General features: G+C 72.1%; 18 protein-coding genes. 12 read left to right on the forward strand and 6 right to left on the reverse strand.

All coding sequences use genetic code 11. The annotated features are described in order from the left end of the window. Positions 1–117 precede the first annotated feature (117 nt). From htpX to ACH4E7_RS20100, 3 genes are read left to right on the forward strand one after another with little or no spacing between them, the layout of a single operon-like run. A complete protein-coding gene (htpX, locus tag ACH4E7_RS20090; protein WP_396250361.1) occupies positions 118–1,038 on the forward strand; it encodes a zinc metalloprotease HtpX in 921 nt (306 codons plus the stop codon). A gap of 35 nt (positions 1,039–1,073) precedes the next feature. Next, positions 1,074–1,658, forward strand: coding sequence for a hypothetical protein (locus ACH4E7_RS20095; RefSeq protein WP_396250362.1), 585 nt, complete (start codon positions 1,074–1,076; stop codon positions 1,656–1,658). 31 nt (positions 1,659–1,689) lie between these two features. Beyond that, positions 1,690–2,523, forward strand: a complete 834-nt coding sequence (locus tag ACH4E7_RS20100; protein ID WP_396250363.1) for a DUF3097 domain-containing protein — start codon at positions 1,690–1,692, stop codon at positions 2,521–2,523. Here ACH4E7_RS20100 and ACH4E7_RS20105 read toward each other — a convergent pair. From ACH4E7_RS20105 to ACH4E7_RS20115, 3 genes are read right to left on the reverse strand one after another with little or no spacing between them, the layout of a single operon-like run. Continuing rightward, on the reverse strand, positions 2,514–3,071 hold the full coding sequence (locus tag ACH4E7_RS20105) for a Uma2 family endonuclease (RefSeq protein ID WP_396250364.1): 558 nt from the start codon (positions 3,069–3,071) through the stop codon (positions 2,514–2,516). The two genes, ACH4E7_RS20100 and ACH4E7_RS20105, sit on opposite strands and share 10 nt — an antisense overlap. Positions 3,072–3,111: 40 nt before the next feature. Next, positions 3,112–4,341 (reverse strand): radical SAM family heme chaperone HemW, encoded by a 1,230-nt coding sequence (gene hemW, locus ACH4E7_RS20110; protein WP_396250365.1) that lies wholly within the window; start codon positions 4,339–4,341, stop codon positions 3,112–3,114. 58 nt (positions 4,342–4,399) lie between these two features. Further along, entirely contained in the window at positions 4,400–6,322 is a 1,923-nt protein-coding gene (locus tag ACH4E7_RS20115) for an AMP-dependent synthetase/ligase (protein WP_396250366.1), read from the reverse strand. A gap of 345 nt (positions 6,323–6,667) precedes the next feature. Between ACH4E7_RS20115 and ACH4E7_RS20120 the strand changes: the two genes are divergently transcribed. The 4 genes from ACH4E7_RS20120 (at position 6,668) to ACH4E7_RS20135 (ending at position 12,634) form a co-directional block, all read left to right on the forward strand. Further along, positions 6,668–8,401 (forward strand): ABC transporter ATP-binding protein, encoded by a 1,734-nt coding sequence (locus ACH4E7_RS20120; protein WP_396250367.1) that lies wholly within the window; start codon positions 6,668–6,670, stop codon positions 8,399–8,401. Continuing rightward, positions 8,398–10,428, forward strand: coding sequence for an ABC transporter ATP-binding protein (locus tag ACH4E7_RS20125; protein WP_396250368.1), 2,031 nt, complete (start codon positions 8,398–8,400; stop codon positions 10,426–10,428). Before ACH4E7_RS20120 ends, ACH4E7_RS20125 begins: the two co-directional genes overlap by 4 nt. Positions 10,429–10,527: 99 nt before the next feature. Beyond that, positions 10,528–11,442, forward strand: coding sequence for an RNA polymerase sigma factor SigJ (gene sigJ, locus ACH4E7_RS20130; RefSeq protein WP_396250369.1), 915 nt, complete (start codon positions 10,528–10,530; stop codon positions 11,440–11,442). Between the two features lie 109 nt (positions 11,443–11,551). Then, the gene (locus ACH4E7_RS20135) at positions 11,552–12,634 is read left to right on the forward strand and encodes an NAD(P)/FAD-dependent oxidoreductase (protein ID WP_396250370.1); all 1,083 of its coding nucleotides are present in this window, start codon (positions 11,552–11,554) and stop codon (positions 12,632–12,634) included. 96 nt (positions 12,635–12,730) lie between these two features. Here ACH4E7_RS20135 and lepA read toward each other — a convergent pair whose 3' ends face one another. Further along, positions 12,731–14,599, reverse strand: coding sequence for a translation elongation factor 4 (gene lepA, locus ACH4E7_RS20140; RefSeq protein WP_396250371.1), 1,869 nt, complete (start codon positions 14,597–14,599; stop codon positions 12,731–12,733). Positions 14,600–14,788: 189 nt separating this feature from the next. Between lepA and ACH4E7_RS20145 the strand changes: the two genes are divergently transcribed. The 3 genes from ACH4E7_RS20145 (at position 14,789) to ACH4E7_RS20155 (ending at position 16,707) form a co-directional block, all read left to right on the forward strand. Beyond that, a complete protein-coding gene (locus ACH4E7_RS20145; protein ID WP_396250372.1) occupies positions 14,789–15,094 on the forward strand; it encodes an antibiotic biosynthesis monooxygenase family protein in 306 nt (101 codons plus the stop codon). 143 nt (positions 15,095–15,237) lie between these two features. Then, on the forward strand, positions 15,238–15,507 hold the full coding sequence (gene rpsT, locus ACH4E7_RS20150) for a 30S ribosomal protein S20 (protein WP_329931122.1): 270 nt from the start codon (positions 15,238–15,240) through the stop codon (positions 15,505–15,507). Positions 15,508–15,870: 363 nt separating this feature from the next. Next, complete coding sequence (locus ACH4E7_RS20155) at positions 15,871–16,707, forward strand: hypothetical protein (protein ID WP_396250373.1); 837 nt, start codon at positions 15,871–15,873, stop codon at positions 16,705–16,707. A 35-nt stretch (positions 16,708–16,742) separates the two neighbouring features. Here ACH4E7_RS20155 and holA read toward each other — a convergent pair whose 3' ends face one another. After that, on the reverse strand, positions 16,743–17,741 hold the full coding sequence (gene holA, locus ACH4E7_RS20160) for a DNA polymerase III subunit delta (protein WP_396250374.1): 999 nt from the start codon (positions 17,739–17,741) through the stop codon (positions 16,743–16,745). A 74-nt stretch (positions 17,742–17,815) separates the two neighbouring features. On the opposite strand from holA, the gene ACH4E7_RS20165 reads away from it, so the two are divergent. Further along, complete coding sequence (locus ACH4E7_RS20165; protein WP_396250375.1) at positions 17,816–18,109, forward strand: hypothetical protein; 294 nt, start codon at positions 17,816–17,818, stop codon at positions 18,107–18,109. A gap of 562 nt (positions 18,110–18,671) precedes the next feature. Next, a complete protein-coding gene (locus ACH4E7_RS20170; protein ID WP_396250376.1) occupies positions 18,672–20,309 on the forward strand; it encodes an alkaline phosphatase family protein in 1,638 nt (545 codons plus the stop codon). Positions 20,310–20,503: 194 nt separating this feature from the next. Here ACH4E7_RS20170 and ACH4E7_RS20175 read toward each other — a convergent pair whose 3' ends face one another. Then, complete coding sequence (locus ACH4E7_RS20175; RefSeq protein WP_396250377.1) at positions 20,504–23,104, reverse strand: ComEC/Rec2 family competence protein; 2,601 nt, start codon at positions 23,102–23,104, stop codon at positions 20,504–20,506. Between the last annotated feature and the right edge of the window lie 72 nt (positions 23,105–23,176).

A 23,176-nucleotide genomic window follows, 5' to 3' on the forward strand; every position in this document is an offset into this window, starting at 1 on the left:
CGGGGTGATCCTGCCCGCAGTTCGCGGCGGGGCCGCGACACTCCCCGTGCACGGGATGGTGCTCGGGGACCGTCCGGGTGGCAGCATCGAAAGCGACGGCGAATGGAGGAGCAAGCGATGTCGAGCTCGGGCCAGCACACCCGTTTCGCGCCCGACCGCGGCCTGACCGGCCGCATGGTCGCGACGATGTTCGTGATCGGGCTGCTGTACGTCGGTTTCACGGGCCTGCTGATCGCGCTGCTGCGCGGGGCCTGGCCGCTGATCGTGCTGATCTCCGGCGGGCTGTTCGTGGCCCAGTTCTGGTTCAGCGACAAGATCACCGAGCGGGCGATGGGCGCCCACCAGGTGACCGAGGAGCAGTACCCCCAGCTGCACGGCACCATCGACCGGCTCTGCGCCCTGGCCGACATGCCCAAGCCTCGCGTGGCGGTCGCCGACAACGACATGCCCAACGCCTTCGCCACCGGCCGCAACCCGCAGAACGCGGTGGTCTGCGTCACCACCGGTCTGCTGCGCCGGCTCGAACCGGAGGAACTGGAAGGCGTCCTGGCGCACGAGCTGTCGCACGTCGCCCACCGGGACGTCGCCGTGATGACCATCGCCGGCTTCCTCGGCGTGCTCGCCGGGGCGATGACCCGGATCGCCGTGTACGGCGGGTTCATGGGCGGCGGGCGCAACAACAACGACCAGAACGCGGCCATCGTGGCGCTGATCGTCCCGCTGGTGTCGATGGTCGTCTACGCGATCAGCTTCCTGCTCACCCGGCTGCTCTCCCGCTACCGCGAGCTGGCCGCCGACCGGGCCGCGGCCCAGCTCACCGGCCGGCCCAGCGCCCTGGCCTCGGCCCTGACCAAGGTGACCGGACAGATCGCGGCCATCCCCACCGAGGACCTGCGCAAGTCCCAGCCGTACAACGCCTTCTGGTTCGCCCCCGCGCTGAGCGCCCGGGAGACCGCCTCGCAGCTGCTCTCCACCCACCCGTCGCTGGAGAAGCGACTGGCACAGCTGGCGAAGATCTCCGAGCAGCTCGGCCGCTGATCACCGCCTGATCCGAATGATCCGAAAGGACCGCCGTGGGATTCCTGGACGCCCTGTTCGGCCGCACCAAGCCCGTCAAGCCCGACCTCGACCAGCTGTTCGGTGTGCCGTCCGCCGCGCTCACCCTGGAGGCCGGGGCCGGGTTCACCCCCACCGGGCTCGGTTCGGTCTGTTTCGCGGCCGTGGAGGGCGCGGCCTTCGTCCAGGTCGAGCAGCAGGTCCGGGCGCTGCTGGACGCCGACACCGAGCGCGGCGGCGTGCCGGTGGAGGCCTCCAAGGACGGCTACGGCTACTCCTGGCTGCTCACCCGGCACCGGCCCGAGGAACTGCCGGAGCTGGTGAACGACCTGCACGCGGTCAACAGCGAGCTGGAGGCGAACGGCTTCGGGCCGCAGCTGCTCTGCTCGCTGGTCTGCTTCCGCAACCCGGAGGGCCAGTCGCTGGCCCTGGTCTACCTCTACAAGCGCGGCACCTTCTACCCCTTCGCCCCGATGCCCGGCGGCGGCGAGCGGCGCAACAGCCCGCTGGAGCTGCAGGTCAACGCGATGCTGGGGAACGACCTGCGGCTGGAGAAGGACCTGAGTCGCTGGTTCCCGGTCTGGGGCGCGCCGGGCCTCTGACGGTCCGTCCGCCATCCCTATGATCACCCGTATGCGCAGCCGCCAGTACGGACCAGACCTGACCCCGCCGTGGAAGAAGCAGACCCCCGCACCGGAGGTGCCCGCCGAACGGGACCTGGTGGTCGAGGAGGTGACCACCGGCTTCTGCGGCGCGGTGGTGCGCTGCGAGAAGACCGCCGAGGGGTTCACCGTCACCCTGGAGGACCGCTTCGGCAAGCGCCGGGTCTTCCCCCTGGTCCCGCGCGGCTTCCTGCTGGAGGGCAAGGCCGTCACCCTGGTGCGCCCCACCGGCCCGGCCCCCTCCCGTGCTCCCGGCCGCACCGCCTCCGGCTCGATCGCCGTCCCCGGTGCCCGCGCCCGGGTCGCCCGCGAGTCCCGCATCTACGTCGAGGGCCGGCACGACGCCGAACTGGTCGAACGGGTCTGGGGTGACGACCTGCGCATCGAGGGCGTCGTCGTCGAGTACCTGCGCGGCATCGACGACCTCCCCGCCATCGTCGCCGACTTCGCCCCCGGCCCCGGGCGCCGCCTCGGCGTCCTGGTCGACCACCTGCTCCCCGGCACCAAGGAACACCGCATCGCCGCCCAGGTCACCGGCGACTCGGTGCTGGTCGTCGGCCACCCCTACATCGACGTCTGGCAGGCCGTGAAGCCCGCCTCCGTCGGCATCCCCGCCTGGCCCGCCGTCCCCCGCGGCGAGGACTGGAAGGAGGGCACCTGCCGCCGTCTCGGCTGGCCGGTGGACACCCCGGCGGCGTGGAAGCACATCCTGTCGAAGGTGAACAGTTACAAGGACCTGGAACCCGAGCTGCTGGGCAAGGTGGAGGAATTGATCGACTTCACGGCCCTGCCGGGTCAGGAGTAGGTCTGGAACTCCGAGGTGTCCAGGGTGATGCCGAGCAGATCCACCGGAATGGGCTCGCCGAACTTGGTGGTCCGCGCGGACACGTAGTCCGGCAGCCCTGAGGCGCTCGACCGGGTCGGCTCGGTCAGCAGCACACAGACGGCCTTGATCGGGTCGATGATCAGATAGACGGGAATCGCGCCCTCGGCGTACAGCTCCCGTTTGGTCTGGTAGTCACGGAGGACGCTGGCCCTGGAGACGACCTCGACCACCAGAGTGAGGACGGGCGCGGGAATCAAGCGGCCCGGCCCCTCGAAGGCGTCCCGCTCGAACACGACCAGATCCGGCTGCGGCTCGCTCGTCAATCCGGGAAGATCGATGTCCTGTGTGGTCAGACGGTGCCACCCCGCCCGGGGGATCTGATCCCGAATGGCTTCGACAATGATGTTGTGGACCATGTCCGGCCCGGCCGTCATCACGATTTCCCCCCTGATGAGCTCGACCTTGAAGCCTTCCGGGACCTCCAGGTTCTCGAAGATCCCCGTCACCCGGTCATCGATGGCGGTCATTGCGCGCTCCCTCCGACGGCTGACCCCGCGTTAACGACACTCAGTCCACCAGGTCACGTACGACCGCGTCCGCCAGCAGCCGCCCCTGGAGGGTGAGGGCGGCGCGGCCCTGCTCGTAGGGCTCGGGGGCGAGGAGGCCGTTGGCGAGGGCTACGGAAGCGGCCTTGCGGCCGGTGTCGGTCAGCAGGTCCAGGGCGACGCCCTCCACCAGGCGCAGTTCCAGCAGGATGCGTTCGACCCGGCGGTCCTCGTCCGTCAGGACCTCGCGGCCCAGCGCCGGGGTGCGGCCCTCGGCGAGGGACCGGGCGTAGGCGGCGGGGTGCTTGGCGTTCCACCAGCGGACACCGCCGATGTGGCTGTGGGCGCCGGGGCCGGCGCCCCACCAGTCGGCGCCGGTCCAGTAGAGCTCGTTGTGGCGGCAGCGGCCCTCGGGGGTGGTGGCCCAGTTGGAGACCTCGTACCAGGAGTAGCCGGCCGCGCTGAGCGCCTGCTCGGCGATGAGGTAGCGGTCGGCGTGCACGTCGTCGTCGATCATCGGCAGTTCGCCGCGCTTGACCCGGGCGGCCAGCCGGGTGCCCTCCTCGACGATCAGGGAGTACGCGGAGACGTGGTCCGGTCCGGCCCCGATCGCCGCCTCCAGGGAGGCCCGCCAGTCGTCGTCGGACTCGCCGGGGGTGCCGTAGATCAGGTCGAGGTTGACGTGCTCGAAGCCGGCCGCGCGGGCCTCGGCCACGCAGGCCTCGGGGCGGCCCGGGGTGTGGTGGCGGTCGAGCAGCCGCAGGACGTGCGGGCGGGCGCTCTGCATGCCGAAGGAGATCCGGTTGTAGCCGCCCTCGCGCAGCTCGGCCAGGTACGCCGGGTCGACGGACTCCGGGTTGGCCTCGGTGGTGACCTCGGCGTCCGGGGCGAGCCCGAACTCCTCGCGCAGCGCGGCGAGCATCTTCACCAGGTCGCGGGCGGGCAGCAGGGTGGGGGTGCCGCCGCCCAGGAAGACGGTCCGCACCGGGAGGTCCACGTCCCCCAGCACCTTCCGGGCCAGCCTGATCTCGGCGACCACGTTGTCCGCGTAGGTCTCCTGCGAGGCGACCGCACCGGAGGAACGCAGCTCGGTGGCGGTGTAGGTGTTGAAGTCGCAGTAGCCGCAGCGGCTGGCGCAGTACGGCACGTGCAGGTAGAAACCGAACGGCCGCCGCCCCAGCCCGGTGAGGGCGTGCGCGGGCAGGGAACCGTCGGACGGCACCGGTTCGCCGTCGGGGAGTGCGGAGGGCATGACCCCATTGTCCCGTACGGCCCGACCGAACACGCGGGCCGTACGGGAGCGGGGCGGATCAGGCCTCGTTGGCGCCCGCGTACATCGCGGCCACCGCGTCCGCGTAGGTCCGCTCGACCACCGGGCGCTTGATCTTCAGGCTCGGGGTCAGCTCGCCGTGCTCGATGTCGAGGTCGCGCGGCAGCAGGTGGAACTTCTTGATCGTCTGCCAGCGCTGCAGGTCGGCGTTGACCCGCTTCACGAAGCCCTCGATCAGCTCGCGCACGGCCGGCTCCTCGGCCAGTTCGGCGTAGCTCCTGCCGGCCAGGCCGTGGTCGGCGGCCCACGGCATCAGCACCGACTCGTCCAGGCCGATCAGCGCGGTGCAGAAGTTGCGCCCGTTGCCGATCACCAGGATGTTGCTGACGAACGGGCAGAGCGCCTTGAACTTGCCCTCGACCTCACTGGGCGCCACGTACTTGCCGCCGGAGGTCTTGAACAGGTCCTTCTTGCGGTCGGTGATCCGCAGGAAGCCGTCGGCGCTCAGCTCGCCGATGTCCTCGGTGTGGAACCAGCCGTCCGGCTCCAGCACCTCGGCGGTCTTGTCCGGCAGGTTGTGGTAGCCGCGCATGACGCCGGGGCCGCGCAGCAGGATCTCGCCGTCCTCGGCGATCCGCACCTCGGTGCCGGGCAGCGGGCGGCCCACCGTGCCGATCCGCACGTCCTCCTTGCGGTTGACGCAGGAGCCGGCGCTGGTCTCGGAGAGGCCGTAGCCCTCCAGGATCGGCACCCCGGCGCCGAGGAAGAAGTAGCCGATCTCGGGGGCGAGCGCCGCGCTGCCCGAGACGGCGCCGCGCAGTCGGCCGCCGAAGGCCGCCCGGATCTTGGCGTACACCAGCTTGTCGGCCAGCGAGTGCTGGAGCCGCAGGCCCAGCGGGGCGGTCTCGGCGCCGGTGGCGACCCGGCTCTCCTGGACGGCCCGGGCGTGCTCGCGGGCGACCTTGGCGGCCCACATGAAGATCTTGTACTTGGCGCCGCCCTCGGCCCGGGCCCGGCCGGCGATGCCGTTGTAGACCTTCTCGAAGATGCGCGGCGCGGAGGCCATGACGGTCGGCCGGATGGCCGGCAGGTTGTGGATGATCCGGTCGACCCGGCCGTCCACCGCCATCACGTGGCCGGTGGCGATCTGGCCCGAGATCAGCGTCTTGCCGAAGACGTGCGACAGCGGCAGCCACATGAACTGGACGTCGTCGGGGCCCAGCAGGCCGCTGGCCTCCTGCGCCCGACCCTCGTACGCCCAGCAGTCGTGCACCAGGCGCACGCCCTTGGGGCGGCCGGTGGTGCCGGAGGTGTAGATGAGGGTGGCCAGCTGCTCCTTGTCGAGCGCGGCCACGGCCTTCTCGATCGCGTCCGGGTGCTGCTCCAGGTACTCCGCGCCGCGCCGCTCCAGCTCGGCGAGGGTGAGCAGCTCCAGCCCGGCCGTCTCGGGGGTCTCGGCGGGCTCGTCGAAGAGGATGACGGTGCGCAGCTCGGGCAGCTGCTCGATCTGGCCGACGGCCTTGGCCAGCTGGGCGGCGTTCTCGGCGAACAGCGCCTTGGAGCCGGAGTCGGAGAGGATGAAGGCGGTCTCGTCGGCGTTGGTGCTGGGGTAGACCGTGGTGATGGCGGCGCCCGCGCACATGGCCCCGAGGTCGGCGATGATCCATTCCAGCCGGGTGGAGGAGGCCAGCGCGACCCGGTCCTCGGCCTGGATGCCGAGCGCCATCAGGCCGGCCGCCACCGCCTTCACCCGGACGGCGGTCTGCGCCCAGGTGAGCGAGCGCCACTGCTCGGCGCCCGGGGCGCCGTCCGCGGCGTGCTCGTCCACCGGGGCCGGGTAGCGGTACGCCTCGGCGTTCGGGGTGGCGGCGACGCGCTCAAGGAACAGGTGGGCGACGGAGGCCGGACGCCCGGCGACCAGGTCGGCACTGCCGGAGTCGATCAGGGACTGCGCGGAACTCAACGAGGACCTCCGGGGGCGGGTGGCCGTCTGGGGGATTGCGGCGTCCGTGGGGGCGGCCGCCGGGCCCCGGTTAACCTGAGCGGTACCGGCCAGTAACAAGGGCGTAGTCAGCAGCCTAGGGGGAAACCGGTCATTCCGTAAGAGGGCGAGGCCGGCTGGCACGGCTTCGCGGCGCCGGTGCCCCGGAAGGGGGGCGCACGGACGGCCCGTCCGCACCCGCGTCGCGGGGCACTTTGGCAAAGGCCCGGCAAACCTCAGTCGGACAGCCCTCGAATCGTCTGTACGACGCCACAGAACAACGAGAATTGGGGTGCGAACCCGACCGGCGACGACAAGAGTGTGCCAGTGCTGATCAGACTGCTCCGGGCGTACCTGCGCCCATACTCCCGACCGATCACCTTGCTGGTGGTACTCCAGCTGGTGTCCACCCTCGCGGCGCTCTACCTGCCGACACTCAACGCCGACATCATCGACAAAGGCGTGGTCAAGGGCGACACCGGCTACATCCTGCGCCTGGGCGCGGTGATGATCGGCGTCACCCTGGTCCAGGCGCTCTGCTCGATCGGCGCCGTCTACTACGGCGCCCGCACGGCGATGGCCTTCGGCCGGGACCTCCGGGCCGCCGTCTTCGACCGGGTGCAGACCTTCTCCTCCCGCGAGGTCGGCCAGTTCGGCGCGCCCTCCCTGATCACCCGCACCACCAACGACGTCCAGCAGGTCCAGATGCTGGCCCTGATGAGCTTCACCCTGATGGTGGCCGCGCCGATCATGTGCGTCGGCGGCATCATCATGGCGCTCAACCAGGACGTCCCGCTGTCCGGCCTGCTGCTCGCCGTCATCCCCGCGCTCGGCGTCGTCGTCACCCTGCTGGTGCGGGCGCTGCGACCCAAGTTCCGCAGCATGCAGACGAAGATCGACACCGTGAACCGGGTGCTGCGCGAGCAGATCACCGGCATCCGGGTGATCCGCGCCTTCGTCAAGGACGACCACGAGCAGAACCGCTTCGCCGACGCCAACGAGGACCTCACCCAGGTCGCCGGGCGGGTCGGCCGGCTGATGTCCATGATGTTCCCGGCCGTGATGCTGGTCGTGAACGTCTCCAGCGTCGCGGTGCTCTGGTTCGGCGCCCACCGCATCGACAGCGGCGACATGGAGATCGGCGCGCTCACCGCCTTCCTCTCCTACCTGATGCAGATCCTGCTGAGCGTCATGATGGCCACCTTCATGTTCATGATGGTGCCGCGCGCCGAGGTCTGCGCCGAGCGCATCGACGAGGTCCTCGGCACCAGCTCCAGCGTCGTCCCGCCGGCCGCACCGATCACCGAGGTGCTGCGCCGCGGCAACCTGGAGCTGCGCGACGTCGACTTCCGCTACCCCGGCGCCGAGGCCTCGGTGCTGCGCGGCATCGACCTCACCGCCAGCCCCGGCGAGACCACCGCCATCATCGGCTCCACCGGCAGCGGCAAGTCCACCCTGCTCGGCCTGGTCCCCCGGCTCTTCGACGCCACCGGCGGGCAGGTCCTGCTGGACGGCGTGGACGTGCGCGAACTCTCCGCCGACGCGATCGCCGAGAGCGTCGGCATCGTCCCGCAGAAGCCGTACCTGTTCTCCGGCACCGTCGCCAGCAACCTCCGCTACGGCCGTCCCGACGCCACCGACGAGGAACTCTGGCACGCCCTGGAGATCGCCCAGGCCAAGGAGTTCGTCGAGAAGCTGCCCGAGGGCCTGGACGCCCCGATCGCCCAGGGGGGCGGCAACGTCTCCGGCGGCCAGCGCCAGCGCCTGGCCATCGCCCGGGCGCTGGTGCGTAAGCCCGACGTCTACCTCTTCGACGACTCCTTCTCCGCGCTCGACTACGCCACCGACGCCAAGCTGCGCAAGGCCCTCGCCCACGAGACCGCCGACGCCACCGTCCTGATCGTCGCCCAGCGCGTCTCCACCATCCGCGACGCCGACCGGATCATCGTCCTCGACGAGGGAGCCGTCGTCGGCACCGGCACCCACCGTGAACTGATGGCCGACAACCCGACGTACCGGGAGATCGTGCTCTCCCAGCTCACCGAGCAGGAGGCGGCATGACCAGCCCCGGAAAGCCCGCCGGCACGGCCGGGAAACCCGCCGGGAAGCCCTCGGGCCCGGTGGACGGACTCCCCAGCGACTCCCAGGCCGCCGCCGCCCGCCGCGGCTCCGCCGGACCGGGCCGCTTCATGGGCGGCCAGGGCGCCGAGAAGTCCATGGACTTCAAGGGCTCCGGCAAGCGCGTGCTCGGCCTGCTGCGCCCCGAGCGCAACGTGCTGATCGGTGTCCTGGTGCTCGGCGTGCTCGGCATCAGCTGCGCCGTCACCGGCCCCAAGATCCTCGGTGACGCCACCGACCTGATCTTCGCCGGCGTCGTCGGCGCCCGCTTCCAGCCCGGCACCTCCAAGGCCGAGGTCATCGACGGGCTGCGCGCCCACGGCGAGGGCGGCATCGCCGACCTGCTCTCCGCGGTCGACTTCACCCCCGGCCACGGCATGGACTTCGGCGCCATCGGCTCCGTGCTGCTCTGGGTGCTCGGCATCTACGTCGCCTCCGCCGTCTTCGGCATCTTCCAGGGCCGCCTGGCCACCAAGGCGATCCAGTCGGCCAGCTACCGGCTGCGCCAGGACGTCGAGGCCAAACTGGCCCGGCTGCCGCTGAGTTACTTCGACAAGCAGCCGCGCGGCGAGGTGCTCAGCCGGGTCACCAACGACATCGACAACATCGGCCAGTCCATGCAGCAGACCATGGGACAGGTCATCAACTCGCTGCTCACCGTGGTCGGTGTGCTGGCGATGATGTTCTGGATCTCCCCGCTGCTCGCCCTGATCGCGCTGGCCTCGGTGCCGCTGTCGGTGGTCGTCGCCGCCAAGGTCGGCAAGCGGGCGCAGCCGCAGTTCGTCCAGCAGTGGAAGTCCACCGGCCAACTCAACGCCCACATCGAGGAGATGTACACCGGCCACACCCTGGTCAAGGTGTTCGGCCGGCAGCGCGAGTCCGCCGAGACCTTCCGTGAGCACAACGAGGCGCTCTTCCAGTCCAGCTTCCGGGCCCAGTTCATCTCCGGGATCATCCAGCCCGCGATGATGCTGATCGGCAACCTGCAGTACGTGCTGGTCGCCGTGGTCGGCGGACTGCGGGTGGCCAGCGGCACGCTGTCCATCGGCGACGTGCAGGCCTTCATCCAGTACTCCCGGCAGTTCAGCCAGCCGCTCACCCAGGTCGCCAGCATGGCCAACCTGGTGCAGTCCGGCGTCGCCTCCGCCGAGCGCGTCTTCGAGCTGCTGGACGCCACCGAGCAGAGCCCCGAGCCGGCCATGCCGGAGAAGCCGGACGCGGTCCGCGGCCGGGTCGCCTTCCAGGACGTGTCCTTCCGCTACGACCCGGACAAGCCGCTCATCGAGGACCTCTCGCTCAAGGTCGAGCCCGGCCAGACCGTGGCCATCGTCGGCCCCACCGGCGCCGGCAAGACCACCATGGTCAACCTGCTGATGCGGTTCTACGAGGTCAGCGGCGGCCGGATCACCCTGGACGGGGTGGACATCGCCGCGATGTCCCGCGAGGAGCTGCGCTCGGGCATCGGCATGGTGCTCCAGGACACCTGGCTGTTCGGCGGCACCATCGCCGACAACATCGCCTACGGCGCCCAGGGCGCCACCCGCGAGCAGGTCGTCGAGGCCGCCAAGGCCGCCCACGTCGACCGCTTCGTCCGCACCCTGCCGGACGGCTACGACACCGTCGTCGACGACGAGGGCGCCAGCGTCAGCACCGGCGAGAAGCAGCTGATCACCATCGCCCGGGCGTTCCTCGCCCAGCCGTCCATCCTGGTCCTGGACGAGGCCACCAGCTCGGTCGACACCCGTACCGAGGTGCTGATCCAGCGGGCCATGGCGCGGCTGCGCACCGGCCGCACCAGCTTCGTGATCGCCCACCGGCTCTCCACCATCCGCGACGCCGACGTGATCCTGGTGATGGAGAACGGCTCGATCGTGGAGCAAGGCACCCACGACGAGCTGATCGCCGCCGGCGGCGCGTACGCCCGGCTGTACCAGGCGCAGTTCGCGGAGGCCGTGGCCGAGGTCGACTGACGCCTCCTCATGTGACGGGCCGGGACGGGACTCACCCGCCCGGCCCTTCGCGCGCCGCGGATCTTCTCAACGGGCGGCGCTCTTCGCTACCGTGGCCCCGTGACCGCCCAGCCCACCGCCCCCGAACAGGCCCCGGACGCGTTCGAGACGAACCGCCGCTACCTGGGCTCGGTCGCCTACCGGCTGCTCGGCTCCTTCACCGACGCCGAGGACGTCCTTCAGGACGCCTGGCTGCGCTGGCAGGCCGCCGACCGGGCCGCCGTCACCGACCCGCGCGCCTTCCTCACCACCGTGGTCACCCGGCTCTGTTACGACCAGCTCGGCTCCGCCCGGGCCCGCCGCGAGGCCTACTACGGCGAGTGGCTGCCCGAGCCCTCCGTCTCCTACGCGGGCGTCCCCGACTCCCCCGCCGAGCTGGCCGAACGCGGCGAGTCCGTCTCGCTCGCCCTGCTCGCCGTGCTGGAGCAGCTCACCCCGGCCGAGCGGGCCGCCTTCGTCCTGCACGACGTCTTCGCGGTCGGCTTCGAGGACATCGCCGCCTCCCTGGACCGCACCCCCGACGCCACCCGCCAGCTCGCCTCCCGGGCCCGCCGCCGGGTCAAGGACGGCGGCCCGCACACGGGCGCCGACCCGGCCGAGCACCGCCGGGCCGTGGAGGCCTTCGCCGCCGCCAGCACCAAGGGCGACATCCTGGGCCTGATGGAGATCCTCGACCCGGACGTGGTCTGGCACGCCGACGGCGGCGGCATCGTCCGCGCCGCCGCCCGCCCGGTCCACGGCGCCGACAAGGTGGCCCGGCTGGTGGCCGGCCTGGTGGACAAGTGGTTCACCCCCGAGTTCGGACTCGGCTACGCGATGGTCAACGGCGAGCCGGGCCTGGTCTGGTACGAGAAGGCCACCGGCGCCGTCACCGGCGTGGTGGCCTTCGCCCTGGCCGACGGGCGGATCACCGAGGCGTACACCGTGGTCAACCCCGAGAAGCTCGCCCGGATCAGCCCGGTCACGGCGACGTGACAGGCCTGCGCGAGCACGTGACACAGGTCACCGTCACATCCTGACCGGCCGCGTCGTCCCCCTCCCGAACAGCGCTCCACCGGAGCGACCTCGCGAGGAGGCGGACGAGATGAGCAGCACCACCAGCACCGGCAAGCGGATCGTCGTACTGGGCGCCGGGTACGCCGGACTCACCGCGGCCAAGGGCGCAGGACGGCACCACACCGTCACCCTGGTCGCCCCCGAGGAGCGGCTCCTGCACCGCATCCGCCAGCACGAGACCGCGGCCGGCCGCGGCCGCGACTGGCCCGCCATCGGCGACCTGGCCCGCGGCCGCCGGATCCAGCACCACCGGGCCCGGGCCGTCGAACTCGACCCGGCCGGGCACAAGGTCGTCCTGGACGACGGCACCACCCTCGGCTACGACACCCTGGTCTACGCTCTCGGCAGCCGCACCGCCTGGCACGGTGTCCCCGGCGCCGCCGAGCACGCCCACCCCGTGGAGCGCGCCACCGAGGTGCGGCGCCTGATCCGCGAGGCCGACCGCCCCGGCACCCTGGCCGTCGTCGGCGGCGGCGCCACCGGCATCGAACTGGCCACCGAACTCGCCGAGGCCCACCCCGGCTGGCGGGTGCGGATCGTCGCGGCCGGGCAGGTCGGCGGCATCTACTCGCCCAAGGGCCGCGCCCACGTCCGGCGCGTCCTCGACCGGCTCGGCGTCGCCGTCCACGAGAACGCCACCGTCACCGAGGTCACCCCGGACGGGCTGCGCACCACCGCCGGCCCGATCGAGGCCGACCTCACCGTGTGGGCCGCCTCGATGGAGCCGCACCCGCTGGCCGCCGAGGCCGGACTGGCCGTGGACGAGCACGGCCGGGCCCTGGTCGACGACCACCTGCGGTCGGTCTCGCACCCGGACGTCCACGTGGTCGGCGACGCCGCCGCGGTCACCGTCCCCGGCGTCGGCACCCTGCGGATGGGCTGCGCCACCGCCCTGCCGCAGGGCCAGTACGTCGGCAAGCTGCTCGACGGGCGCACCTCGAAGCCGTTCTCGTTCCAGTACGTCGTGCAGTGCCTGAGCCTCGGCCGGCGGGACGGGCTGCTGCAGCTGGTCCACCCGGACGACTCGATGAAGCCCACCGTCCTCACCGGCACCGCTGGGCGGCTGGCCAAGGCCGGGATCGTCACCGTCGTCCTCGGTGCGCTCAAGTAGCCGGCGGGACGTCCTGCGGGAACGGCGCGTCCCCGGGGAACGGGGAACGCGGAAGGGCCCGGGCGGGTGCCCGGGCCCTCCTGGTACCGCTCGGTGCTACTTCTTGTCCTTCGGCGTCTCGGCGTCGGTGGACAGCGCGGCGATGAAGGCCTCCTGCGGGACCTCCACGCTGCCGACCATCTTCATCCGCTTCTTGCCTTCCTTCTGCTTCTCCAGCAGCTTCCGCTTACGGGAGATGTCACCGCCGTAGCACTTGGCGAGGACGTCCTTGCGGATCGCGCGGACCGTCTCACGGGCGATCACCCGGGAGCCGATGGCGGCCTGGATCGGCACCTCGAACTGCTGGCGGGGGATGAGCTTCTGCAGCTTGCCCGCCATCATCACGCCGTAGCCGTAGGCCTTGTCCTTGTGCACGATCGCGGAGAACGCGTCCACCGCGTCGCCGTGCAGCAGGATGTCGACCTTCACCAGGTTGGCGCTCTGCTCGCCGATGGGCTCGTAGTCGAGCGAGGCGTAGCCGCGGGTCTTGGACTTCAGCTGGTCGAAGAAGTCGAAGACGATCTCCGCGAGCGGCAGGGTGTAGCGCAGCTCGACCCGGTCCTCGGACAGGTAGTCCATGCCCTGCAGGCTGCCGCGGCGGGACTGGCACAGCTCCATGATCGCGCCGACGAACTCGTTCGGCGCCAGGATGGTGCCGCGCACGACCGGCTCGAAGACGTCGGCGATCTTGCCGGACGGGAACTCGCTCGGGTTGGTGACGGTGTGCTCGCTGCCGTCCTCCATCACCACCCGGTAGATCACGTTCGGGGCGGTGGAGATCAGGTCGAGGTTGAACTCCCGCTCCAGGCGCTCCCGGATGATCTCCAGGTGCAGCAGGCCGAGGAAGCCGCAGCGGTAGCCGAAGCCGAGCGCGACCGAGGTCTCCGGCTCGTACACCAGGGCGGCATCGTTGAGGCGCAGCTTGTCCAGCGCGTCGCGCAGCAGCGGGTAGTCCGAACCGTCCAGCGGGTAGAGGCCGGAGAACACCATCGGGCGCGGGTCCTTGTAGCCGCCGAGCGGCTCGGTCGCCCCCTTGTGCATCGAGGTGATCGTGTCACCGACCTTGGACTGCCGGACGTCCTTCACCCCGGTGATGATGTAGCCCACCTCGCCGACGCCGAGGCCGTCGGCGACCTTCGGCTCGGGCGAGATGACACCGATCTCCAGCAGCTCGTGGGTCGCGCCGGTCGACATCATCGCGATGCGCTCGCGCTTGGTCAGCTGGCCGTCCACGACACGGACGTAGGTGACCACGCCGCGGTAGGAGTCGTACACCGAGTCGAAGATCATCGCGCGGGCCGGGGCGTCCTTGACGCCGACCGGGGCCGGGACGGTGTTGACGATGTGGTCCAGCAGGCCCTCGACGCCGAGGCCGGTCTTGGCGCTGACCTGGAGCACGTCGGAGGGGTCGCAGCCGATGATGTGGGCGATCTCGGCGGCGTACTTCTCCGGCTGGGCGGCCGGCAGGTCGATCTTGTTGAGCACCGGGACGATCGTGAGGTCGTTCTCCAGCGCCAGGTACAGGTTGGCGAGGGTCTGCGCCTCGATGCCCTGGGCGGCGTCGACCACCAGGATGGTGCCCTCGCAGGCCGCCAGGGAGCGGGACACCTCGTACGTGAAGTCCACGTGGCCCGGGGTGTCGATCATGTTGAGGATGTGCGTCGTCCCGGCGTCCGGCCCGGTCTTGGGGGCCCACGGAAGGCGGACCGCCTGCGACTTGATGGTGATGCCGCGCTCTCGCTCGATGTCCATGCGGTCGAGGTACTGGGCACGCATCTGCCGCGGGTCGACGACGCCGGTGATCTGCAGCATCCGGTCTGCGAGCGTCGACTTGCCGTGGTCGATGTGGGCGATGATGCAGAAGTTGCGGATCAGCGCCGGGTCGGTACGGCTGGGCTCTGGCACATTGCTGGGGGTCGCGGGCACCTTGGTCCGATTCTCCGTTGGTCCGGGGCCGGGGGTGTCCGGATCATCGCTGACCGGCTATCCCGGGGACCGGACAGTCTCGTCCGATCGAAATAGTCCCCTCCATCTTCCCACGACCGCGGCACCGGACGCCGTTCGGGCACCTCGGAGCCTTCCGTCCCTTGCGGTACGACGGCAGGATGGGCGGCCATGATCCTGGAAAGCGCACTGCTCGACGTCCTGCCCGGCCGGGAGGACGAGTTCCTCGCCGCCTTCGCCGAGGCCCGTCCGTTGATCGCCGTCCAGCGCGGCTTCCACTCCCTGGAACTGCGCCGCTGCCTCGACGAGGGGCGCGGCTCACGCTTCCTGCTCCAGGTGCGGTGGGAGACGCTCGCCGACCACACCGAGGGGTTCCGCGGCTCGGCCGAGTACCAGCGGTGGCGGGAGCTGCTGCACCGGTTCTACCGGCCGTTCCCGGAGGTCGAGCACTACGGGGAGCCGGTGCTGAGCGCCTGACCCGGCCGGTCCGGTTTGGGGCGCGCGGCGGGCCCCTGGTAGCGTGGGCTGCTGCACCTGGCCTCGGCATGCCCTCTCAGCTAGACCGACGGTTGTCGGGTGCAGCCCGTTCAATACCTTTTAGACAAGACTGAGGCTCCTTCGTGGCGAACATCAAGTCCCAGATCAAGCGCAACAAGACCAACGAGAAGGCGCGCCTGCGCAACAAGGCCGTCAAGTCCTCGCTGAAGACCGCTCTGCGCAAGGCCCGCGAGGCCGCTGCCGCCGGCGAGACCGAGAAGGCCGTCGTGCTGGCCCGCGCCGCCTCCAAGGCGCTGGACAAGGCCGTGAGCAAGGGCGTCATCCACGCCAACCAGGCCGCCAACAAGAAGTCGGCCATCACCAAGCGCGTCAACACCGCCGCCCAGGCCTGACGCCTCCGGGGGCTCCGACCCCCACCGCCTCGGGACGACCCGGCCCTCTACCCGGAGCCCTGAGGCGTGCGAGAACTCGCACCGCACGCGGCCTGCGTTCGCCACGCGGGTGCGGTGCACACAGCCGTACGAACAGGCGCCGCAGCCGGCCTCTTCCCCAGAGGCCGACTGCGGCGCCTGTCGCGTTCCGCGCCCCGGCCGCTATGGTCGGTCGGTCACGCGCGACCGAGCTGCGTTCGAGGCGCGGGGAGCGCCGCGACGCCAGTCACGAGGGGGACTTCCATGACGACGCCACCGCCGCCGACACCCGGACATGGGCCGAACAGGCCGGGGTACGGGTTCCCGCAGCAGACGCCGGGGGGTGTGCCCACCGGTACGCCCGTACCGGGTTCGCCGGGGCCGGCCGGGTTCGGCCCGCCGCCCGGGCTGCCCGCCTCGCCGGGGGCGGCCGTTCCCGGGGCCGCACCCACGGCTGTCTCCGGGGCCGTTCCGCCGGGTGTTCCCGCAGGTGTTCACCCGGGCGGGGCGGCCGGGGGCCGCTCCGGGGGCAACCTGCGCCGCAACGCCGTCTGGGCCTTCGTCGGCGCGGTGCTCGCCTCGGCCGGCTGGACCACCGCCGTACTGGTCATCCCGGGCCTGGTCAGCAGCGGCGGCGGCAAGTCCGCACCGCGCAGCCTCGGTTCGTACCACACCTCGGACAACTTCTGCGTCACCGCGAAGCCGGAGAACCTCCTCAAGACCTACAACACCTCGGACACCAGCTCGCCGACCCACCACACCGACCAGAACCCGGCCCTGGACAGCATGACCTGCTCGATGTCGCTCAAGCGCATCGGCGACACCACCTCCAGCGGCGAGTACGCCTCGGCCTACATGCGCGGCGACCTGCACAAGGCGGTGAACCCGGCACCGGAGTTCTCGGCCGCCAAGGAGGTCTACCGCGCGCGGGGCTACCAGATCAGCGACATCCCGGGCCTCGGCGAAGAGGCGTACTTCATCTACAAGGACGACCCGGGAACCTCGGACAAGACCTGGCACACCGTCAGCGCCGAGGTGGACGTCCGCGACGGCGGGATGACGTACTACATCTCCTGGAACGGCAGTTACACCGACGGCAAGAGCAAGGTGCCGTCCAAGGAGGACCTCCGCACGGCGCTGCAGGCCGACACCTGGGAGGCCGTCCGCTCGATGCGCAAGTGACGCGCGGGTGAGCGGCCCCACCCCGCCCCGGACCGTCAGTAGGCGGGGCGGGAGCCGGCCCGGGCGGCCCGGGCGACGGCGACCACCGCGCGCTCCAGGGCGAAGGCCGGATCGTCCGAGCCGCCCTTGACGGCGGCGTCGGCCCGGGCGATCGCGGTCAGCGCGGCGGCCACCCCGTCGCCGGTCCAGCCGCGCATCTGCTGGCGGACCCGGTCGACCTTCCACGGCGGCATGCCCAACTCGCGGGCCAGATCGGCCGGCCGCATGTTCCGGCCGGCGGTCGCCAGCCGCCCGATGCTGCGCACGCCGGAGGCCAGCGCGTAGGTGATGCCGGTCGGAGGCTGGCCGACGGCCAGCGCCCAGCGCAGCCGCTCCAGCGCCTCCGCGGCCCGGCCGGTGACGGCCAGGTCGGCCACCTCGAAGCCGGTCGCCTCGGCCCGGCCGCTGTAGTAGCGGGCCACCACCGTCTCGTCGATCGTGCCCTCGACGTCCGAGGTCAGCTGGCTGCACGCGGCCGACAGCTCGCGCAGGTCGCTGCCGAGCGCGTCCAGCAGCGCCTGGCAGGCCTCGGGGGTCGCGGAGCGGCCCAGGGTGCGGAACTCGCCCTTGACGAAGGCCAGCCGCTCGCTCGCCTTGGTCAGCTTGGCGCAGGCCACCTCGCGGCCGCCCGCCTTGCGCCCGGCGTCCAGCAGGCCCTTGCCCTTGGCGCCGCCGGCGTGCACCAACACCATGATCACTTCTTCGGCCGGGGCCTCGATGTACGCCTTGACCTCCTTCACCGAGTCGGCGGAGAGGTCCTGGGCGGCCCGGACGACGATCACCTTGCGCTCGGCGAACAGCGAGGGCGTGGTCAGCTCGGCCAGGCTGCCGGGCTGCAGCCCGCCGGGCGGCAGGTCCCGTACGTCGGTGTCCGGGTCCGCCGCCTTCGCCGCGGCCACCACCTGGGCGACCGCGCGGTCCAGCAGCAGCTCCTCCTGGCCGACCGCGAGGGTCAGCGGGGCGAGCAGGTCGTCGGGTGCACTCTTCCTGGCCATCGCCTACCAGCATCCCACGCGCCGCGGACACTCCCGCCCGACCGGTCACCCGGCCCGACCTGGAGAATGGCCCGGTGACCGAGAACCACACCACCGACCTGCCGGACGTCGACGACCCCTTCGTCCGCCAGCTGCTCGTCCTGCCCGACCGCGACGCCGCCGACGAGGCCGCCGAGGAGCTCAGCGCCGGCCACCCGGACCTCGGCGAGCTGGAGATCGTCCGCGACGCCCTGGCCGGCGAGGACGACGCCGAGGACGCCCAGTGGCTGATCGTCCTCGACCCCCCTGCCGACGGCTGGACCCCCACCCTCCTGCACGCCCTCGACACCGTCGCCACCTCCTACGAGGGCTGGCGCGAGGAGGCCTGACCGACACAGCAGCCGCCAGGGGGGGCGCCCTCGCCCGCGTAGAGGGGGTCGGCGTCGGCCCGGCCCGCGATCAGGACCCGGCTTGAGCGGCGGCTCGGCGACGACGAAGTCCGCGTCGCCGGGCCACCGCTCGGCGGGCTCGGTGCCGAAGAGTCGCGAGTGGAACGCGGTCGAGCCTTCGAGGTCGGCGAGGCCCGCGTCCACGACCCGACCCGACCGGGCCCGACCAGGCCCTTCGACGTCTCCCGACCGACGACCTCCCACCGCCTCGGGGGCTGCGCGAGGCCGGCCCGGCCGATCGGTGTTCAGCGCCGGTGCCAGTGCCGGCCCCGGCGCCGCCCGGCGGAGGAAAAGGCCAGGACCTTCCGAGAATTCCGGCGCATTGACGGTGCACGTTCACCAATTCCCTTGACGGGGCGTCCAGTTGGCGAGATCCGGCGAATTCCCGGATTTCTCCGCAGAGGGGTTCGGAACTGTTCATGTCTTGGCTGCCGCCGATATACCGAGGCCTCTGACCCTAGGAGCGCACCGCCGCAGCCAATTCCCCCTCCAGGAGTCTTCCGTGACCCGTCGTTATGTCCGGCTGGCCGCCACCCTCGGCGCAGCCGGTGTGCTGGCCGGATCCACCGTCGCCCAGGCGGCCGCCGCCGAGGAGGGCCGCGGCGCCCACGCCAAGCACGTGCTGCTGGTCTCGGTCGACGGCCTGCACCAGTCGGACCTGGCCCGGTTCGTGGCCGAGCACCCGCAGTCGGCGCTCGCCCGGCTGGTCCGCGGCGGTGTCGAGTACACCCACGCGAGCACCACCAACCCCTCGGACTCCTTCCCCGGCATGGTCGCCCAGCTGACCGGCGGCGGCCCGGGCACCACCGGCGTCTACTACGACGACACCTACAACGCGGCGCTGCTCCCGGCCGGCACCACCGACTGCAAGGGCGCCAAGCCCGGCGTCGAGGTGGACCTCACCGAGGACCTCGACAAGAACCAGGACGCGCTCGACGCCGGCCAGGGCCTCGCCGGCCTGCCCGGCTCCATCCTGCGGATGACCGGCCGGCCGCAGACCCTGCTCGACCCGGCCAAGCTGCCGGTCGACCCGCAGACCTGCAAGCCGGTCTACCCGCACTCCTACCTCCAGGTGAACACCGTCTTCGAGGTGGCCCGCGAGGCCGGTCTGCGCACCGCGTGGTCGGACAAGCACGCCGCCTACGACATCCTCAACGGCCCCTCGGGCGAGGGCATCCAGGACCTCTTCACCCCGGAGATCAACAGCAAGGCGGCCGGGTACAGCGGCGACTGGACCAAGGACAACCAGGCCACCGAACAGTACGACTCCTACAAGGTGCAGGCCGTCCTCAACGAGATCGACGGCTACGACCACAGCCGTTCGGAGAAGGTCGGCACCCCGGCGGTCTTCGGCCTGAACCTCCAGTCGGTCTCCACCGCGCAGAAGCTGAAGAGCTCCGACGGCCTCCAGGGCGGCTACGTCACCAAGGGCGTGCCCGGCCCGCTGGTCGAGAAGAACCTGGAATTCGTCGACCGGCAGATCGGCGCGCTGACCGAGGAGCTGCGCAAGCAGCACCTGGACGGCTCCACCACCGTCGTCCTCTCGGCCAAGCACGGCCAGTCCCCGATCGACCCGACCGCGCTCAACCGGATCGACGACGGCCCGCTGCTGGACGGCCTCAACGCCGCCTGGAAGGCAGCCCACCCGGGCGCCGGCGACCTGGTCGCCCACGCGGTCGACGACGACGGCGTGCTGCTGTGGCTGAACGACCGCTCCGCGGCCGCCACCGAGTTCGCCGAGAACCACCTGCTGGCGCAGAGCGGCAACGGCGTCGACATCGACGGCAAGGCCCGCCCGTTCACCCGGAGCGGCGTCGAGAAGGTCTACGCCGGCGAGGAGGCCGCCGAGTACTTCCACGTCACGCCGGGCGACCCCCGCGTGCCGGACGTCTTCGGCGTCGCGCAGTACGGCGTCGTCTACACCGGCGGCAGCAAGATCGCCGAGCACGGCGGTGCCCACGCCGACGACCTGGACGTGCCGCTGGTCGTCTCCGGCGCCGCCACCCCGGACGGTGTCCGCGAGGACGAGAAGGTCGAGACCAAGCAGATCGCGCCGACCATCCTGAAGCTGCTCGGCCTCAAGCCGAACGCGCTGCAGGCCGTCCGCAAGGAGCACACCCGGGTGCTGCCGGTCCGCTGACCGTTCCGGGCCCGCAATCGTCCGCTGCCCGTTGCCTCGGCCCGGGCGGGCCACGCTGGTTCGCGGCGCGCTCCGGGCAGGTCTGGAGCGCGCCGCGATCGCTTTCCCCGGGCCCCGCCACCGCCCCCCGCCCCTCCCTCCACCACCCGCCCCCTGCCCTGCCCCACGTTGTGGAGGGAGAATGAGAGCCGGGGTCACAGGGGTGGGGCTCGGGGCTCGGCGGTCGAGTGGCCCTGGCGGGCGGAGGGGGCGGCGTGGGTGCCGTGGTCGGGCTGGGGGTGGGCGGAGACGGCGAGGGTGGCCGGGGAGTCGCCGGTGACGGCGATGTCGCCCGCACGGTCCGTGCGCAGGACGGTGGCACCGAGCGCGCGCAGCCGGTCGACCGTACGCGGGGACGGGTGACCGTACGCGTTGCCCTCACCGCAGGAGATCAGGGCGAGCCGGGGCCGCAGGGCTGCGGTCAAGTCCCAGTCCTGGTGCGCCGAGCCGTGGTGCGCCACCTTCAGGACGTCGACCCGGCCCAGTCGGCCCAACAGGGCGGACTGGGCGGGTGGTTCGAGATCACCGAGCAGCGCCATCCGCAGCCCACCGGCCAAGGACACCAGCAACGCCACACTCGCGTTGTTCGCGCCGGGCGCCTCGACGGCTGCCCGCGGATCCGGCCACACCACATCCCAGGCCAACTCCGCACCCGCCGACCGTCGTTCACCACGACCCGCACGCAGCAGCGGCACACCGGCCGCGGCCGCCCAGCCGACCACCCGGGCCGCCTCACCCGGCGGATCGTCCAGTGCGGTGCCCTCGACCGCACCGACATCGCGGCCCCGCAGCACCCCTGGCACGCCCTCGACATGGTCGGCGTGGAAGTGCGTCAACAGCAGGAGCGGAACCGTCGTGATGCCGAGGTCGCGCAGACACCGGTCGGCGGCGTTCGGGTCCGGCCCCGTGTCGATCACCACCGCGCTGTCCGGCACATCGGTCCGAAGGGCCAACATGTCTCCCTGCCCGACATCGCACATCACGAGCCGCCACCCGGGCGGCGGCCAGCCGGTGGCGATCCGGGCGAGCTGTGGGGGGCGCAGCAGAACGGCCAGCAGCACCACCAGCAGGGCCCCTGTCACCAGCGCCCGGGCCCTGCGGCGCCGGGTACAGGCCCGCCGGCCGGGCTCCGTCCGTCGGGGCAGCAGCAGGGGCGCCGCCCAGCAGGCGGCCAGGGTGGCGAGGGCGACCGTCACCGTCCCGAACCAACCGCCCGGCCAGGCCAGTTGGCCACCCGGCAGTTCGGCCCCGCGCCGCGCCACGAAGGCGAGCCAGCTGGCCGGCACTCCGGCCGGCTCGGCGAGCAGACGGGCCACGGCCGGGAAGAAGGGTTGCAGGACGAGCACCCCGAAGCCGAGCAACGTCGCCGGGGCCACCGCCAGTTCGGCCAGCAGGTTGCAGGGGATCGCGACCAGGCTGATGTGCCCGGACAGCACCACCGTCACCGGCGCGCACAGCGCCTGCGCCGCCGCCGTCGCCGCCAGCGCGCCCGCCAGGTGGTGCGGCCAGCGCCGGGCCCGCAGGGCCTCGGCCCAGTGCGGCCCGAGGACGAGCAGCCCGACGGTGGCCAGCACCGAGAGGAGGAAGCCGAAGGATCGGGCCAGGAACGGGTCCAGCAGGACGAGGACCAGCACGGCTCCGGCGAGCGCGGGTACGGCCTGGCGGGGACGGCCGGTGGCCAGGGCCAGCATGCCGATCAGCCCTGTTCCCGCCGCCCGCAGCACGCTCGGCTCGGGCCGGCAGACGGTGACGAAGGCCAGCGTCAGCGCCGTGCCGAGCAGGGCGGTGGTGCGCAGCGACAGCCCCAACACCGGGGCCAGTCCCCGCCGTTCCGCCGTACCGGCCTGGCCGGGTGCGCCGAGCAGTACGCCGAGGACGATGGCCAGGTTGGCCCCGCTGACGGCCACCAGGTGCACCAGGTCGGTGGCCCGGAAGGCGTCCACGAGGTCGTCGGGCAGCCGCGAGGTGTCGCCGACCACCAGCCCCGGGAGCAGCCCGCGCGCGTCGGCGGGGAGCCCGGCGGATGCCGTGCGCAGGCCTTCGCGCAACCGTCCGGCGATCCGCTGCGGCAGGCTCGGCGGGGCGAGCTGCCGGGGCGGGCCGTGGACGACCAGCAGCGCCGCGGACTCGGTGTCGTAACCCTCCCCCGCCGGCCGCACCTCGGCCTCCACGGCCAGCCGCTCGGACGGGAGCAGCCCCAGCCAGGGCTTGCTCTCCGGTCCTCGGACCATGACGGTCACGGGGGTGTGGGTGCGGGTGGCCCGCCCGTCCGGAAGGACGGTGACGCGGTCGGCCACCGTCTCCACGGTGAGGAGGCTCTGCCCGCCCGTGGTGCCGCCCCGGGAGGCGTGGACCTTCGGGTCCCCCGCGACGGTCAGCTCCACCTCCACCACGGGCGCAGGCGCGCCCGGGGATCGCGGCGGGGCGTGCTCGGCCGCGCGGGCGAGCTCCGGCAGCGGCCCCCGGTGCAGGTCGGCGGTGTGCAGCGGGGTCGCGAGCGCGGCCGCCGCTCCGGTGAGCAGGACCGCGGCCAGCGACACCGCGGCCCCGCGCCGACGTAGGAGGCCCGGCCGGACGAGCAGCAGGACGGCCGCGAGGGCGGCGACGCCCGCCAGTGAGAGGAGCAGGACCTCGGACCCCGGTTCCAGGGTCAGCAGCGCCGCCGCGACCACCCAGGCCGAGACCGCGGGGAGTAGCAGCCGGAAGTCGGCACCCGAGGACCGGGGGCGCGGGAGCGGTGCGGTGACGGCGGACACGGCGGTACCTCCCTTCAAGGGTCGGCGAGGAAAAGCAAGAGGGACGGGGAAGAACGGCAAGAGGGACGGGGA

Source organism: Kitasatospora sp. NPDC018058 (genome assembly GCF_044327205.1).
GTDB lineage: Bacteria > Actinomycetota > Actinomycetes > Streptomycetales > Streptomycetaceae > Kitasatospora.

Coding starts and splice junctions, on each gene's coding strand:
- ACH4E7_RS20135 (WP_396250370.1), top strand. CDS start 11,552: ATGAGCAGCACCACCAGCACCGGCAAGCGGATCGTCGTACTGGGCGCC.
- hemW (WP_396250365.1), bottom strand. CDS start 4,341: ATGCCCTCCGCACTCCCCGACGGCGAACCGGTGCCGTCCGACGGTTCC.
- ACH4E7_RS20145 (WP_396250372.1), top strand. CDS start 14,789: ATGATCCTGGAAAGCGCACTGCTCGACGTCCTGCCCGGCCGGGAGGAC.
- ACH4E7_RS20105 (WP_396250364.1), bottom strand. CDS start 3,071: ATGACCGCCATCGATGACCGGGTGACGGGGATCTTCGAGAACCTGGAG.
- ACH4E7_RS20125 (WP_396250368.1), top strand. CDS start 8,398: ATGACCAGCCCCGGAAAGCCCGCCGGCACGGCCGGGAAACCCGCCGGG.
- htpX (WP_396250361.1), top strand. CDS start 118: ATGTCGAGCTCGGGCCAGCACACCCGTTTCGCGCCCGACCGCGGCCTG.
- holA (WP_396250374.1), bottom strand. CDS start 17,741: ATGGCCAGGAAGAGTGCACCCGACGACCTGCTCGCCCCGCTGACCCTC.
- ACH4E7_RS20100 (WP_396250363.1), top strand. CDS start 1,690: ATGCGCAGCCGCCAGTACGGACCAGACCTGACCCCGCCGTGGAAGAAG.